The organism is Pseudomonas fulva NBRC 16637 = DSM 17717 (assembly GCF_000730565.1).
Lineage (GTDB): Bacteria > Pseudomonadota > Gammaproteobacteria > Pseudomonadales > Pseudomonadaceae > Aquipseudomonas > Aquipseudomonas fulva.
In genome coordinates this window covers 341,286-355,214 of sequence record NZ_BBIQ01000001.1, presented here as the reverse complement: position 1 = coordinate 355,214, position 13,929 = coordinate 341,286, and the positions used below count along the sequence as shown (strand labels likewise).

Genomic DNA, 13,929 nt, shown 5'->3' with positions numbered 1-13,929 from the left:
GCAGAACGACGATCAGCCGTTGAACACGTCATCAACGTTCTTGAGCGGGTAATGCTTCGGGTACGGCAGCGTAGCGACGCCCGACTCGATAGCAGCCTTGGCCACGGCGTCGGAGACGACAGTAATCAGGCGTGCATCCAGCGGCTTGGGAATGATGTACTCACGACCGAATTCCAGGCCGTCCACGCCGTAGGCTTCGCATACTTCCTTGGGAACCGGCTGCTTGGCCAGGTCTTTCAGCGCGATGGCAGCGGCGATTTTCATTTCTTCGTTGATACGCTTGGCTCGAACGTCCAGCGCGCCGCGGAAGATGAACGGGAAGCCCAGCACGTTGTTGACCTGGTTCGGATAGTCGGAACGACCCGTCGCCATGATCACGTCGTCGCGCGTGGCGTGTGCCAACTCAGGGGCGATCTCAGGATCGGGGTTCGAGCAGGCAAACACGATCGGGTTGGCGGCCATCGACTTCAAGCCTTCAGCGCTCAACAGGTTTGGACCGGACAGGCCCACGAACACGTCAGCGCCTTCAAGGGCATCGGCCAGCGTACGCTTGTCGGTGGCGTGCGCGAACTGTGCCTTGTACTGGTTCAGGTCGTCACGGCCAGCGTGGATGACGCCGCTGCGGTCGATCATGAAGATGTTCTCGACCTTCGCACCCATGCTGACCAGCAGCTTCATGCAGGAAATGGCCGCTGCACCTGCGCCCAGGCAGACGATCTTGGCTTCTTCGAGGGTTTTGCCGGCGATTTCCAAGGCGTTGATCATACCGGCGGCCGTTACGATGGCGGTGCCGTGCTGGTCATCGTGGAAGACCGGAATGTCGCACTGCTCGATCAGGGTGCGTTCGATCTCGAAGCACTCTGGCGCCTTGATGTCTTCGAGGTTGATGCCACCGAAGGTGATCGAAATACGGCGCACGGTATCGATGAAGGCCTGCGGGCTCTCGGACTCGACTTCGATGTCGAACACGTCGATACCGGCGAAACGCTTGAACAGAACACCCTTGCCTTCCATGACAGGCTTGGACGCCAGCGGACCCAGATCGCCAAGACCGAGAATGGCAGTACCATCGGAAATCACTGCAACCAGGTTGCCTTTGCCGGTGTACTTGTAGGCCAGCTCCGGATCACGACCGATCTCGCGCACAGGCTCTGCCACACCTGGGCTGTAGGCCAGGGCGAGGTCACGGGCGGTGGCGGTGGGCTTGGAGAGCTCGACGCTCAGTTTCCCTGGGCGAGGGTGAGCGTGATATTCGAGAGCGGCGGTTTTCAGGTCTGACATGTTGGGCATTCCGCTATTGGCTGTTCTGACGGACCGCCGAGGATACGCAAAGAGTCCAGCCGTCACAAGACTGGCCGGTCACTCGTGTCAAGGCCTCTAGCCTAAGACTTTATGCTACAACCCACGGGGCATGCAGGCTTCAGTGTGTACAATCTGGTGTAGAAATGTCTACATCTTTTATCTTTGCAGGCGGTCGAGCATGCTGACGTCTGTAAGGGTCATCTGCCAGCGTCGCTGACCCGGCGCGTAGGGCACTTTACGTGAATGGCTGCGAATCCAACCCCTGGCCTCGACCTTTTGCCCTTTGAGGTTATCGAAGAAACCCGCGGGCAATGCACGGCGCAGACGAGCGGGTATGTGCAGCGTCATGGCGCTGTCGAGGGTCAATCGAACCCCCGTACGACTGCGTTCGATGGCGGTGACGCGGCCTGACACCAGCGCAAAACCTGGTTTACGCACGGCATGGGCAGGCATCACCGGTGAGCGTTTCCACACACCGACAGCCGCCCGGCGCGCGACTGACTCGGCGCGCTGCTGGCAACCGCTCAGCTCAGTATTGGGTGCAATGGCAATACGGTATGCAAGCCCTTCGCTGAGCAGCTGCGCCTCAAGATTATGCCCTTCACGGCTGTACAAGTGGGCCAGGCTGCGACCGTACCGGTCTTTGCCCTCCTTGCCGCGTACCAAGCCAACGCGCCCGTCACTGGCTTTGATCAATGCTTGCAGGCGTTTGCGGGCAGCCTGGGCAAGAGGCTCATCCGCTTGCCCCTTGCGGCCGATTTCGGGGGCATTGATCCCGATCAGACGCACACTGCGGCCATCGACCAAGCGCACGGTGTCACCATCGACCACATGCCGTACGGCCACCCATTGAGCACGTGACGGCGCCGGGCAGAAAGCCTGCGCCTGGGATACCCAACAAGCGAGCATAAAAAAAGCGCCCACAAGGGGCGCTTTTTTCTGCAACGCTGCGAAACCCGAAGGGTTCGCCATGCGCATCAGCCTTTCTTGGCACCGAACATGCCAAAGCGATCGGCGAACTTCTGTACGCGGCCGCCGGTGTCCAGGACTTTCTGCTTACCGGTGTAGAAAGGGTGGCACAGGTTGCAAACGTCGATCGACAGGGTATCGCCCAGGGTCGAACGGGTTTCGAATTTGTTGCCGCAGCTGCAGGTGACAGCAACTGCTTCGTAGTTCGGATGGATATCAGCTTTCATGGTCACTTCCTCGAGCTGCGTGCCGCCATCCAACACCAATTGTTGAATACCGCACGTAATTAGGCGGCAAATAATACCAGAGCATGGCGCCAGCGCAAGTTGTCGCTTGTACCGACCGTCGTCTGCTAGGCTCGCCAGTTCTGAAACGCCCCCCGAGACCATTAGCGTGCCCGACGTCATCCTGCGCCTTGCCCTGCCCTCCCCGCTGCGCCGCCTGTTCGACTACAAGGCGCCGGTCGGCATGGCGAACCAGACATGGGTGCCAGGCATGCGCCTGCGCGTACCGTTCGGGCGGCGCGAGATGATCGGTGTTCTGGTAGAAGTGTGTGCCGAAAGCGAGGTGCCGGCTGACAAACTCAAGCCAGCCAGCGCCCTGCTCGACCCGGTATCGCCCATTCCGGCGTCGCTGTTCAAGCTGTGCCTATGGACCGCCCAGTACTATCAGCACAGCCTGGGCGACACCTTGAGCTGGGCGCTTCTTACCCTGCTGCGTCAGGGTGAACCTGCCGAGATGCGCCAGGAACGTTTCTGGCATGCAGCGCCGGGCGCTCGCCTTGAAGACCCACGCATCGCACGCGCCCCTCGCCAGCGTGATGCGCTCAAGACCCTGGCTCAGCACCCGCATGGGGTGGCCCACAGCGTGCTGTCGAAGCTCAACCTCAACAAGGACAGCCTTGATCTGCTGCTGGCCAAGGAACTGGTGTGCGTGGAAATACGCCGCCAACGCCCGGCTGAACGGCGTGAGCACTGGCTGGCGCAGTCGGAGTTGCCACTGAACGAAGAACAGCGTGATGCTTTCGATGCCGTGCTCGGCGGCTTCGGGCATTTTGGCGCTTTTCTGCTGGCGGGCGTTACAGGAAGCGGCAAGACCGAGGTTTACCTGCAACTGATCCGCGAAACGCTCGAGGCAGGCAAGCAGGCCCTGGTGCTGATCCCGGAGATCAACCTGGGGCCGCAGACACTGGCGCGTTTCGAGCAGCGCTTCAACGCCCGCATTGCCCTTGTGCACTCGAACGTCAGCGACCGTGAGCGCCTCGATGCCTGGTTGGCCGCGCGTGACGGCGAGGCAGACATCATCATCGGCACACGCTCGGCGTTGTTCACGCCAATGAAGAACCCAGGCCTGATCATCATCGACGAGGAACACGACGGCTCCTATAAACAGCAGGAGGGCTTGCGCTACCACGCCAGGGATCTGGCGCTGGTGCGCGCGCACCAGGAGAACGTGCCGATCGTGCTTGGCTCGGCCACCCCGTCCCTGGAAACCCTGCACAACGCAGTGAGCGGCCGCTACCGCCTGCTGCACATGACCCAACGCGCAGGCGGTGCACGCGCACCACGCATGTTGCGCCTGGACGTGAAAAGCCTGCCGCTGGACAGCGGCATCAGCGGCCCCTTGCAGCAGGCCATTGGCCAGACCCTGGAGGCGGGACAACAGGTACTAGTGTTCCTCAATCGCCGTGGCTTCGCCCCAACCCTGCTGTGCCACGATTGCGGCTGGCTGTCCGAATGCCCGCGGTGCGATGCGCGCATGACGGTTCACCAGCGCTCCGGCGTGCTGCGTTGCCACCACTGCGGCTACGACGAGCGGCTGCCGCATCACTGCCCTCAATGCAAGCACGTGGACCTGCGCCCTGTCGGGGCCGGCACCGAGCGCGCCGAAGAGCGCCTGAAGGTGTTGTTCCCGGACTATCCCGTGCTGCGCGTGGACCGCGACAGCACTTCGCGCAAGGACGCGATGCACCAACTGTTCACAACCATTCAGCGCGGCCAGCCAAGCCTGCTGGTCGGCACGCAGATGCTCGCCAAAGGGCACCACTTCCCCCGGGTGACGCTGGTTGCCATTCTCGATGCCGATGGCGGTCTGTTTTCCGGTGACTTCCGCGCCAGTGAACGCATGGCCCAGCTGATCGTGCAGGTCGCAGGCCGTGCAGGACGGGCGGAAGAACCCGGCAAGGTCATCATCCAGACGCACCTGGCTGACCACCCTCTGCTGGTTCAACTGACCGAGCAGGGCTATTTTGCCTTTGCCAAGCAGGCGCTCGACGAACGCCGCGCCGCCGGTTTGCCGCCTTTTTCGCACTTGGCCCTGTTGCGCGCCGAAGCGCACAAGCCGGGGCAGGCCGAGGCGTTTCTGGATGAAGCCTGCACGGCAGCCGAGCGCCTGATGGCGCAGCAGCACCTGCCCGGCATCGAGCTGCTTGGCCCGGTACCCGCCCCCATGGAGCGCCGAGCCGGGCGTTTTCGCGCTCAGTTGCTGCTGCAGGCCAGCACCCGCGCGCCCTTGCACCGCCTCATCAGCGCCTGGCTGCTGGTGCTGGAGCAACTACCGAGCGGGCGCCAGGTGCGCTGGTCGGTAGACGTCGACCCGGTGGATCTTTACTGAGGGCGGTTTCAAGCGCCAAGCCGCGAACGGCAAGGCTGCGGGCGGGCCCAACGGCGGTTTTCAGACGGCTCCATGCCTGGGCACATGCCTGCCAAGGTTGGCAACGCGCGCCCAGCCACGGATAATGCTCAGTTTTTCCACCAGCGCATCCAGGCGCCCGCCGCGCTTGCGGTCGAAAAGAGATTCCTATGAAAGACACCATTCGCCAGCTGATCCAGCAAGCCCTCACCCAACTCCTCAACGACGGTGTGTTGCCTGACGGGCTGTCGCCGGCGATCCAGGTGGAAAACGCCAGGGACAAGACCCACGGCGATTTCGCCAGCAACATTGCCATGATGCTGGCCAAGCCGGCCGGCATGAAGCCACGTGACCTGGCCGAAAAACTGATCCAGGCCCTGCCGGCCAGCGCCGACATCAGCAAGGTCGAGATCGCAGGTCCGGGCTTTCTGAACTTCTTCCAGAACACCGCCGCGTTGGCGGCCCGCCTGGACGCAGCGCTTGACGATCCCCGGCTTGGCGCGCGCAAGGCTGGCCCAGCGCAGACAGTGGTGGTCGACCTGTCGGCGCCCAACCTGGCCAAGGAAATGCACGTCGGCCACCTGCGCTCGACCATCATCGGCGACAGCGTGGCGCGGGTGCTCGAGTTCCTGGGGGATCAAGTGATCCGCCAGAACCATGTAGGCGACTGGGGTACCCAGTTCGGCATGCTGCTGGCCTACCTTGAAGAGAACCCGATCACCAGCGACGAACTCTCCGACCTGGAAAACTTCTACCGTGCGGCCAAGAAGCGCTTCGACGAATCCGAAGCCTTCGCCACGCGCGCGCGGGGGCTGGTGGTCAAGCTGCAGGCGGGCGACCCGGACTGCCTGGCCTTGTGGACACGGTTCAAGGACATCTCGCTGTCGCACTGCCAGAAGACCTACGAACTGCTCAACGTCAAGCTGACCATGGCCGACGTGATGGGCGAAAGCGCCTACAACGATGACCTGGCCAATGTCGTTGCCGAACTCAAGGCCAAAGGCCTGCTGGTCGAAGACCAGGGTGCTCAGTGCGTGTTCCTGGAAGAATTCAAGAACAGCGAGGGCGAACCGCTCCCCGTGATCGTGCAGAAGGCCGATGGTGGCTACCTGTACGCAACCACGGACCTTGCCGCGGTGCGCTACCGCAGCAACGTACTCAAGGCAGATCGCGCCCTGTATTTCGTCGACCAACGCCAGGCGCTGCACTTCAACCAGGTGTTCGAGGTCGCTCGCCGCGCCGGCTTCCTGGGCCACCCCATGCAGATGGAGCACATGGGCTTCGGCACCATGAACGGCGCCGACGGTCGCCCGTTCAAGACGCGTGACGGCGGCACGGTCAAGTTGATCGACCTGCTCAACGAAGCCAAGGACCGTGCGTATGCGCTGGTGAAGGAAAAAAACCCAGGCCTGCCCGAAGAGGACCTGCGTCGCATCGGCGAGGTGGTGGGCATTGGTGCGGTGAAATATGCCGACCTGTCCAAGCACCGTACCAGCGACTACAGCTTCAACTTCGAGCTGATGCTCAACTTCGAAGGCAACACTGCCCCCTACCTGCTTTACGCCTACACCCGCGTGGCCGGTGTGTTCCGCAAGCTGGGCAAGGGCTTTGACGAAGTCGAAGGCACTATCGTGCTGCAAGCGCCTCATGAGCAGGACCTGGCCGCGCGCCTGGCCCAGTTTGGAGAAATTCTCAATAACGTAGCCGACAAGGGTACGCCGCACGTCTTGTGCAGCTACCTGTACGACCTGGCAGGCCTGTTCTCCAGCTTCTACGAAAATTGCCCGATCCTGGCTGCCGAGACGCCCGAGCAGCAACAAAGCCGCCTGCGTCTGGCAGCCCTGACCGGGCGCACCCTCAAGCAAGGTCTGCAACTGCTCGGCCTGGAAACCCTGGAGCGCATGTAAGGTGGCTGCCAAGAAGAAACCTGCTCCCAAACGTGGCGCCAGTCGCCAGACGGCGCCCGCCAAGCAGCCCATGCCCGGCTGGGTATGGCTTGCAGTCGGCCTGACCATCGGTGCGTTCATCGTGTTCCTGATGAAGCTCGAACCCGGTGGCGGCGATATCAAGCGCACCAAGCCCGAGCAGCAGAAAACCGAAAAGACGGTCGAAGCCGGGAAGTCGACCCAGGCCACACCGCAACAGCCGGTAAAGCCCAAGTACGATTTCTACACCTTGCTGCCGGAGTCGGAAGTCATCGTGCCGCCTGAGGCCGTGCCCGAGAAAACGCCACCTGTGCCAGCCCAGCCCGTCACCCCAGTGACCCCGGCAGAGGCCGCCAAGATCGACACCGCACGCGCCCAGGCTGCATTGCTGGGCCAGACGCCACCGCCTGCCCCTCCGGTGATCAAGCCGGCGGCAACCACGCAGTTCTTCCTGCAGGCAGGCTCATTCCGCAAGCAGGCCGATGCGGACAAGGTGCGCGCGCAGATCATCCTGCTGGGGCAGAGCGTGAAAGTTGAGTCCGGTACGGTGAAGGACGAAACCTGGTATCGGGTACTGGTCGGGCCGTTCAGCAACCGCGAGCAGTTGACCGTGGCCCAGAAGCAACTGGCAGGCGCAGGCTTCAGTAACCTGCTGCTGCAACAGCGTCAGACCCGCCAATAGCCTTGGTGCAGCGCGGTTGGCGCGGCCTGTCCAGGCCGCGCCAGAGGGTCTGACGGTCAGCGCTGGCCGGCATTGCGCTCGGACACCTGCCCGTTCAATGTCCAGAAGTCGTACAAGACGCCCACCAAGAACAACCCGCCCGTGCAGAAGTAGATGATGGCGGTGATCCACTTGCCTTGGTAAAGGCGGTGCAGGCCGAAGATGCCCAGGAACGTCAGCAGTATCCAGGCGATGTTGTAGTCGATGCGGCCAGAGTGGAAACGCAGGTCGGCTTCGCGGTCCATGGCCGGGATCAGGAACAGGTCGATGAGCCAGCCAATGCCCAGCAGCCCGAAGGTGAAGAACCAGATTGTCCCGGTGATGGGCTTGCCGTAGTAGAAACGGTGCGAGCCGGTGAAGCCGAAGATCCACAGCAAATAGCCGATCACCTTGCTGTGGGTGTCATGGAAGGGCGCGCCCTGTTGATAAGTGTTCATGCATGGCCCTCGTGGGTTGCTGATTAAATTTTCTAAAAAAAGTTGTGACTTTTTCCGCCAAGGCCGACGGATGGTAAGCGAGAATCGACCAACGGATCAAAATTTGAACAAAAAGCTGTTATAAAGTTGCGCGCCCAACACACAACTATTCATAAGAGCTTCATCTATGCCGCCTTTGATCAAGACATGGCTGACCCTCTGCCTACTATTGCCCCTGGCCGCCCACGCCACCAACCGTGAGCAACGTCTTCCCAACGGCTTTACCGGCTACACCACCAACGCTTCGGTAAAGCGCACGCCCATCAAGCAGACCACCCTGCACGCCCGTCCTGGCAACGCTGCCAGCACCACGCGTGGCAAGACGGTGGCAGCCGCGTCGAGCAAGCAAAGCAGCGCTGTGCTCGACCGTGCCGTTAACATGCTCGGCACCCCTTATGTTTGGGGCGGCACCAGCCCGAAAAAAGGGTTCGATTGCAGCGGCCTGGTTCGCTACGCCTTCAACGACGTGGCCGAGGTCAACCTGCCTCGCACCTCCAGCGCCATGGCCAGCGGTCACGGCACCAAGGTCGCCAAGGGCGACCTCAAGCCAGGCGACCTGATCTTCTTCAACATCAAGAGCCGCCGCGTCAACCATGTTGCCATCTACCTGGGCAATGACCGCTTCATTCATGCGCCGCGTCGCGGCAAGCGGGTGAGCATCGATAACCTGAGCAAGCCCTACTGGCAGAAACACTACGTGGTCGCCAAACGCGTACTGCCCAAGGAAAAGCAACAGCTAAGCCTGGCCAAGCGCTAATCGAACCTCATCCCAATCTCGTGCGCCGCCGCTCACTTGCCCACCTTGGGTAATGGGCGGCGGCACGGGTTGCATCACTCGGCGAGCAGCCCGCCCGCTTGAAGTTGCTTCATGGCCCCGGCCAGGGTTTGCATGCCCTCTGCCGCGCCGGTCTGCATCACCGAATGAAGCTGGGCCATGCGCCCTTCGCGGATCAGGTTGCGGGCCGCATCGTTCACCACCAGCACTTCTCGCGCCGCGACCCTGCCCCCGCCCCGCCGGCCGACCAGCACTTGCGCCACAACCACTCGTAGCGAGTCCGCCAGCATCGCGCGCACCCAAGGCTTTTCCTGCGCTGGGAATACCTCCACCACCCGGTCGACAGTGTTCACCGCTGACCGTGTATGAACGGTTGCCAGTACCAGATGACCCGTTTCGGCGGCACGCAGTGCAAGACGAATGGTCTCCAGGTCCCTCAACTCGCCCAGCACGATCACGTCGGGATCCTGGCGCAATGCGCTGCGCAGGCCTTGAGCAAAGCTGCAGCAATCGCGGCCGATTTCGCGCTGGTTGACCACACCTTGATGGCTGGCATGGACGACCTCGATCGGATCCTCGAGGGTGACGATGTGCAGCGCACGCTCGCGGCCCATCTGATCGAGCAGGGCTGCCAATGTGCTCGTCTTGCCACTGCCCGTCGGCCCGCCTATGAGGACCAGACCGTCACGGTATCGGCCAGTGGTTCGGACGATCTCGCCCAGGCCAAGCGCCTCAGCGCAGGCGATGCGCGCGGGGATCAAGCGGACAGTGAGCGCGGGGCCGTTCATCTGCCTGAACAGGTTCACGCGAAACCGCCCGAGCGCGGGCAGCTCCAGTGCCACGTCCAGGTCGTGACCGGCAGCCCACTGTCGATACGGGTCGGCATCGAGCAACGATTCCATGCTTCGCATCAAGTCATCCGGCGTTGCCATCGGTACCGGCAGGCGTTGCAGCACGCCATGCACGCGCATCGCCGGTGCCTGACCTGCAGCCAGGTGCATGTCACTGGCACCTGCCTTCAAGGCAAGCGCCAGCAGGTCTGTCACCTCCATGAGACTCCCCATCTGCCTTCAACCAGGTAAAATGCGGCGAACCTTCAGTTGCCGGCGTCGATCTATGTCCACCCTAGCAGACAACCTTTCCTCGATTCGCGACCGCATCACGCGGGGCGCCCAGGCTGCCGGGCGTGATCCCGCCGACGTCCGGCTGCTGGCTGTCAGCAAAACCAAGCCGGCCGCCGCCATACGCGAACTCCATGCCGCGGGCGTGCATGATTTCGGGGAAAACTACCTACAAGAGGCGCTGACGAAACAACAGCAACTCATCGACCTGCCTCTAACCTGGCACTTCATTGGCCCGATTCAGTCGAACAAGACCAAGGCCATTGCCGAGCATTTCGACTGGGTGCACTCCGTGGATCGCCTGAAAATCGCCCAACGCCTTTCAGAACAGCGCCCAGCTGGCCTGGCGCCGCTCAACATCTGCCTGCAGGTGAACGTTAGCGGTGAAGCCAGCAAGGCCGGTTGCGCACCCGCGCAACTGCCCGCCCTGGTGACGGCCGTGGCTGCCCTGCCTAACCTGCGTTTGCGGGGGCTGATGGCAATCCCCGAACCTACCGATGATCGCAACGACCAGGAAGCCGCCTTCGCCCAGTTGCGTCAGCTACAGGACGCGCTAGGGCTGGGCCTGGACACCCTGTCAATGGGCATGAGCCATGACCTGGAAGCTGCAATTGCTCAAGGCGCGACCTGGGTCCGTATCGGCACCGCCCTGTTTGGTGCCCGCGACTACGGCAACGCTTGATGACATGCTTAACTCACTTTTCCTAACAAGGACCTGACATGAGCAAGACACGTATTGCCTTTATCGGCGCCGGCAACATGGCCGCAAGCCTGATCGGTGGTCTGCGTGCCCAGGGCGTGGAGGCGTCGCACATCCGCGCCAGCGACCCCGGTGCCGAAACCCGTACCCGCCTTCAGGCCGAACAGGGCATCGAAACCTTCGAGCACAACGCACAGGCCATCGAAGGCGCCGATGTAATCGTGCTGGCGGTCAAGCCGCAGGTGATGAAGACCGTGTGCCAGGCCTTGCGCGCCGACCTGAAGGACGGCCAGCTGATCGTGTCCATCGCTGCAGGTATCACCTGCGCCAGCCTGCAGAGCTGGGTGGGCAGCCGCCCAGTGGTGCGTTGCATGCCGAACACGCCGTCGCTGCTGCGCCAGGGTGTCAGTGGCCTGTACGCCACAGCCGAAGTCACGGCCGAGCAGCGCCAGCAGGCCGAGCAACTGTTGTCGGCGGTAGGGACGGCGCTCTGGCTCGAACAGGAACAACAACTGGATGCAGTGACCGCCGTCTCCGGTAGCGGCCCTGCGTATTTCTTCCTGCTGATCGAGGCCATGACGGCGGCTGGCGAAAAACTCGGCCTGCCCCGTGAGACCGCCACCGAGTTGACCTTGCACACGGCGCTGGGCGCCGCCCGCATGGCGGTTGCCAGCGATGTGGATGCCGCCGAATTGCGCCGCCGCGTGACCTCACCTGCCGGCACCACCGAAGCCGCCATCAAATCGTTCCAGGCCAGTGGCTTCGAGGCCATCGTGGAGCAGGCGCTGCGGGCTGCAGCCACGCGCTCTGCAGAGCTGGCCGAGCAACTGGGCAAATAAGGAGTTTCAGATGAATGCACTGTCCGGCGCCGCGATCTTCGTGGTGCAAACCCTGGTCAGCCTGTACCTGGTGATCGTCCTGCTGCGCTTTGTGCTGCAACTGGTCAAGGCCAACTTCTACAACCCGCTCAGCCAGTTCACGGTGCGCGCGACCCAGCCGCTGCTCAAGCCGATCCGCCGAATCGTACCCAGCATCGCCGGGCTGGATACCTCGTCGCTGCTGTTGGCCGTGGTCATACAGGCCTTGCTGATGGGGTTCGTGCTGATGGTGACCTACGGTACCTTCGGTGATGTGCTGCACCTGCTGTTGTGGGCCATCATCGGTATCACCTCGCTGTTCCTGAAAATCTTCTGGGTGGCCATGATCGTCATGGTGATCGTTTCCTGGATAGCGCCCAACAGCCACAACCCGGCGGCCGAGCTTGCGTATCAGATCAGCGAGCCGGTGCTGGCGCCGTTCCGCCGTATCGTGCCGAACCTTGGGGGCTTGGATATTTCGCCGATCTTCGCGTTCCTGGCCATCCAGGTCATCCAGTCGTTCGTCATGCCGCCATTGGCCGCCTACGCTGGCATGCCGCAAGAGCTGTGGCGGATGATCTGACCCGACAGCACCCCGGCGACAAGCCTTCGCTTGCCGCTGGGGGTGGTGCTCTTTAGACTTACGCCTCCGTCAAGCGTGAGCAGGGTCGATGTCCACTGTCTTTCCCGAAGATTCCGTCGGTCTGGTCATACCCCAGACCGCCCGGTTCGACGAGCCGCTGGCTCTGGCCTGCGGCCGTTCACTGAACCGCTATGAGCTGGTCTACGAGACCTATGGCACGCTGAACGCCAGCGCGAGCAATGCGGTACTGATTTGCCATGCCCTGTCTGGGCATCACCATGCCGCGGGTTACCACGCTGCCACTGACCGCAAGCCGGGTTGGTGGGACAGCTGCATCGGCCCAGGCAAGCCCATCGACACCAATCGCTTCTTCGTGGTCAGCCTGAACAACCTGGGTGGCTGCAATGGCAGCACCGGGCCGAGCAGCATCAACCCGGCCACTGGCAAGGCCTATGGCGCCGACTTCCCGATCCTGACCGTCGAAGACTGGGTTCACAGCCAGGTCCGCCTGGCAGAGCGCCTGGGCATCGCGCAGTGGGCAGCCGTGGTGGGTGGTAGCTTGGGCGGCATGCAGGCGCTGCAGTGGACCATCAGCTATCCCGAACGCGTGCGCCATTGTGTCGATATCGCCTCGGCGCCCAAGCTGTCCGCGCAGAACATCGCATTCAACGAGGTGGCGCGCCAGGCCATTCTCACCGACCCCGAGTTCCATGGCGGCTCGTTCCAGGACCAGGGCGTCATTCCCAAGCGGGGCCTGATGCTGGCACGCATGGTCGGGCATATCACCTACCTGTCGGATGACTCGATGGGTGAGAAATTCGGCCGCGAGCTCAAGAGTGACAAGCTCAACTACGACTTCCACAGCGTGGAATTCCAGGTCGAAAGCTACCTGCGCTATCAAGGCGAAGAATTCTCCGGGCGCTTCGATGCCAACACGTACCTGCTGATGACCAAGGCCCTGGACTACTTCGACCCGGCTGCGGCTCACAACGGCGATCTGGCCGCGACCCTGGCCCACGTCAAGGCCAGCTACTGCATCATGTCGTTCACTACCGACTGGCGCTTCTCGCCGGCCCGTTCGCGGGAAATCGTCGATGCCCTGATGGCGGCGCGCAAGGACGTCTGCTACCTGGAAATCGACTCGCCCTACGGCCACGATGCCTTCCTGATTCCCACGCCTCGCTACATGCAGGGTTTCTCGAACTACATGAACCGCATTGCCATCTGAGGACAGCATGAGAGCCGATCTGGAAATCATCCACGACTGGATTCCCGCCGGCAGCCGGGTACTGGACCTGGGCTGTGGTACCGGCGAGCTGCTGGCTTCGCTGCGCGACCGCAAGCAGGTCACCGGCTACGGCCTGGAGATCGACGGGGACAACATCGCCGCCTGCGTGGCCAAGGGCGTGAACGTCATCGAGCAGGACCTGGACAAAGGCCTGGGCAATTTCGCCAGCGACAGTTTCGATGTGGTGATCATGACCCAGGCCTTGCAGGCGGTGGAGTATCCCGACCGCATCCTGGACGAAATGCTGCGCGTCGGTCGCCAGTGCATCATCACCTTCCCCAACTTCGGTCACTGGCGCTGCCGGTGGTACCTCGCGACCAAAGGCCGCATGCCCGTCTCGGACTTCATGCCGTACACCTGGTACAACACCCCCAACATCCACTTCTGCACCTTCGCCGATTTCGAAGAGCTGGTTCACGAGCGCAAGGCCAAGGTGCTGGACCGGCTGGCGGTGGACCATATGCACCGCAACGGCCTGGGCGGCCGGCTGTGGCCCAACCTGCTTGGCGAAATCGGTATCTACCGCGTCAGCAGCCCCGGCCTGCAGGCACATCAAGTCGCGGTCTGACCCAGGAGAATCT

General features: G+C 62.5%; 14 protein-coding genes. 9 read left to right on the top strand and 5 right to left on the bottom strand.

The features are described from left to right. Positions 1-12: 12 nt before the first annotated feature. From PFU01S_RS01665 to rpmE, 3 genes are all read right to left on the bottom strand, one after another. Positions 13-1,281 (bottom strand): malic enzyme-like NAD(P)-binding protein, encoded by a 1,269-nt coding sequence (locus PFU01S_RS01665; RefSeq protein WP_028686685.1) that lies wholly within the window; start codon positions 1,279-1,281, stop codon positions 13-15. 177 nt (positions 1,282-1,458) lie between these two features. Beyond that, positions 1,459-2,280, bottom strand: coding sequence for a thermonuclease family protein (locus PFU01S_RS01660; protein WP_028686686.1), 822 nt, complete (start codon positions 2,278-2,280; stop codon positions 1,459-1,461). Continuing rightward, the gene (gene rpmE, locus PFU01S_RS01655; RefSeq protein WP_023532368.1) at positions 2,280-2,498 is read right to left on the bottom strand and encodes a 50S ribosomal protein L31; all 219 of its coding nucleotides are present in this window, start codon (positions 2,496-2,498) and stop codon (positions 2,280-2,282) included. The genes PFU01S_RS01660 and rpmE overlap by 1 nt, the downstream gene beginning before the upstream one ends. Positions 2,499-2,664: 166 nt before the next feature. Here rpmE and PFU01S_RS01650 point away from each other — a divergent pair, with 166 nt between their 5' ends. From PFU01S_RS01650 to PFU01S_RS01640, 3 genes are all read left to right on the top strand, one after another. After that, on the top strand, positions 2,665-4,884 hold the full coding sequence (locus PFU01S_RS01650; RefSeq protein ID WP_028686687.1) for a primosomal protein N': 2,220 nt from the start codon (positions 2,665-2,667) through the stop codon (positions 4,882-4,884). Between the two features lie 188 nt (positions 4,885-5,072). Further along, positions 5,073-6,809 carry an arginine--tRNA ligase gene (gene argS / locus PFU01S_RS01645; RefSeq protein WP_028686688.1) on the top strand — a complete coding sequence of 579 codons (1,737 nt, stop codon included), beginning with the start codon at positions 5,073-5,075 and terminating at the stop codon, positions 6,807-6,809. Position 6,810: 1 nt separating this feature from the next. Then, positions 6,811-7,509 (top strand): SPOR domain-containing protein, encoded by a 699-nt coding sequence (locus PFU01S_RS01640; RefSeq protein WP_023532748.1) that lies wholly within the window; start codon positions 6,811-6,813, stop codon positions 7,507-7,509. A 56-nt stretch (positions 7,510-7,565) separates the two neighbouring features. Here PFU01S_RS01640 and PFU01S_RS01635 read toward each other — a convergent pair whose 3' ends face one another. Next, positions 7,566-7,985, bottom strand: coding sequence for an NINE protein (locus PFU01S_RS01635; RefSeq protein ID WP_023532338.1), 420 nt, complete (start codon positions 7,983-7,985; stop codon positions 7,566-7,568). A gap of 166 nt (positions 7,986-8,151) precedes the next feature. Here PFU01S_RS01635 and PFU01S_RS01630 point away from each other — a divergent pair, with 166 nt between their 5' ends. Then, positions 8,152-8,781: a C40 family peptidase gene (locus tag PFU01S_RS01630; protein ID WP_027913502.1), complete on the top strand. Its 630-nt coding sequence runs from the start codon at positions 8,152-8,154 to the stop codon at positions 8,779-8,781. A gap of 74 nt (positions 8,782-8,855) precedes the next feature. On the opposite strand, the gene PFU01S_RS01625 is transcribed toward PFU01S_RS01630, so the two are convergent. Continuing rightward, positions 8,856-9,851 carry a type IV pilus twitching motility protein PilT gene (locus tag PFU01S_RS01625; protein WP_028686689.1) on the bottom strand — a complete coding sequence of 332 codons (996 nt, stop codon included), beginning with the start codon at positions 9,849-9,851 and terminating at the stop codon, positions 8,856-8,858. A gap of 64 nt (positions 9,852-9,915) precedes the next feature. On the opposite strand from PFU01S_RS01625, the gene PFU01S_RS01620 reads away from it, so the two are divergent. From PFU01S_RS01620 to metW, 5 genes are all read left to right on the top strand, one after another. Continuing rightward, positions 9,916-10,602 (top strand): YggS family pyridoxal phosphate-dependent enzyme, encoded by a 687-nt coding sequence (locus PFU01S_RS01620; RefSeq protein WP_027913500.1) that lies wholly within the window; start codon positions 9,916-9,918, stop codon positions 10,600-10,602. A 38-nt stretch (positions 10,603-10,640) separates the two neighbouring features. Further along, complete coding sequence (proC, locus tag PFU01S_RS01615) at positions 10,641-11,459, top strand: pyrroline-5-carboxylate reductase (protein WP_027913499.1); 819 nt, start codon at positions 10,641-10,643, stop codon at positions 11,457-11,459. A 10-nt stretch (positions 11,460-11,469) separates the two neighbouring features. Continuing rightward, positions 11,470-12,060, top strand: a complete 591-nt coding sequence (locus PFU01S_RS01610; RefSeq protein ID WP_023532686.1) for a YggT family protein — start codon at positions 11,470-11,472, stop codon at positions 12,058-12,060. An 88-nt stretch (positions 12,061-12,148) separates the two neighbouring features. After that, on the top strand, positions 12,149-13,288 hold the full coding sequence (gene metX, locus PFU01S_RS01605) for a homoserine O-succinyltransferase MetX (protein ID WP_028686690.1): 1,140 nt from the start codon (positions 12,149-12,151) through the stop codon (positions 13,286-13,288). Between the two features lie 7 nt (positions 13,289-13,295). Further along, positions 13,296-13,916 carry a methionine biosynthesis protein MetW gene (gene metW / locus PFU01S_RS01600; protein ID WP_023532733.1) on the top strand — a complete coding sequence of 207 codons (621 nt, stop codon included), beginning with the start codon at positions 13,296-13,298 and terminating at the stop codon, positions 13,914-13,916. Positions 13,917-13,929 lie beyond the last annotated feature (13 nt).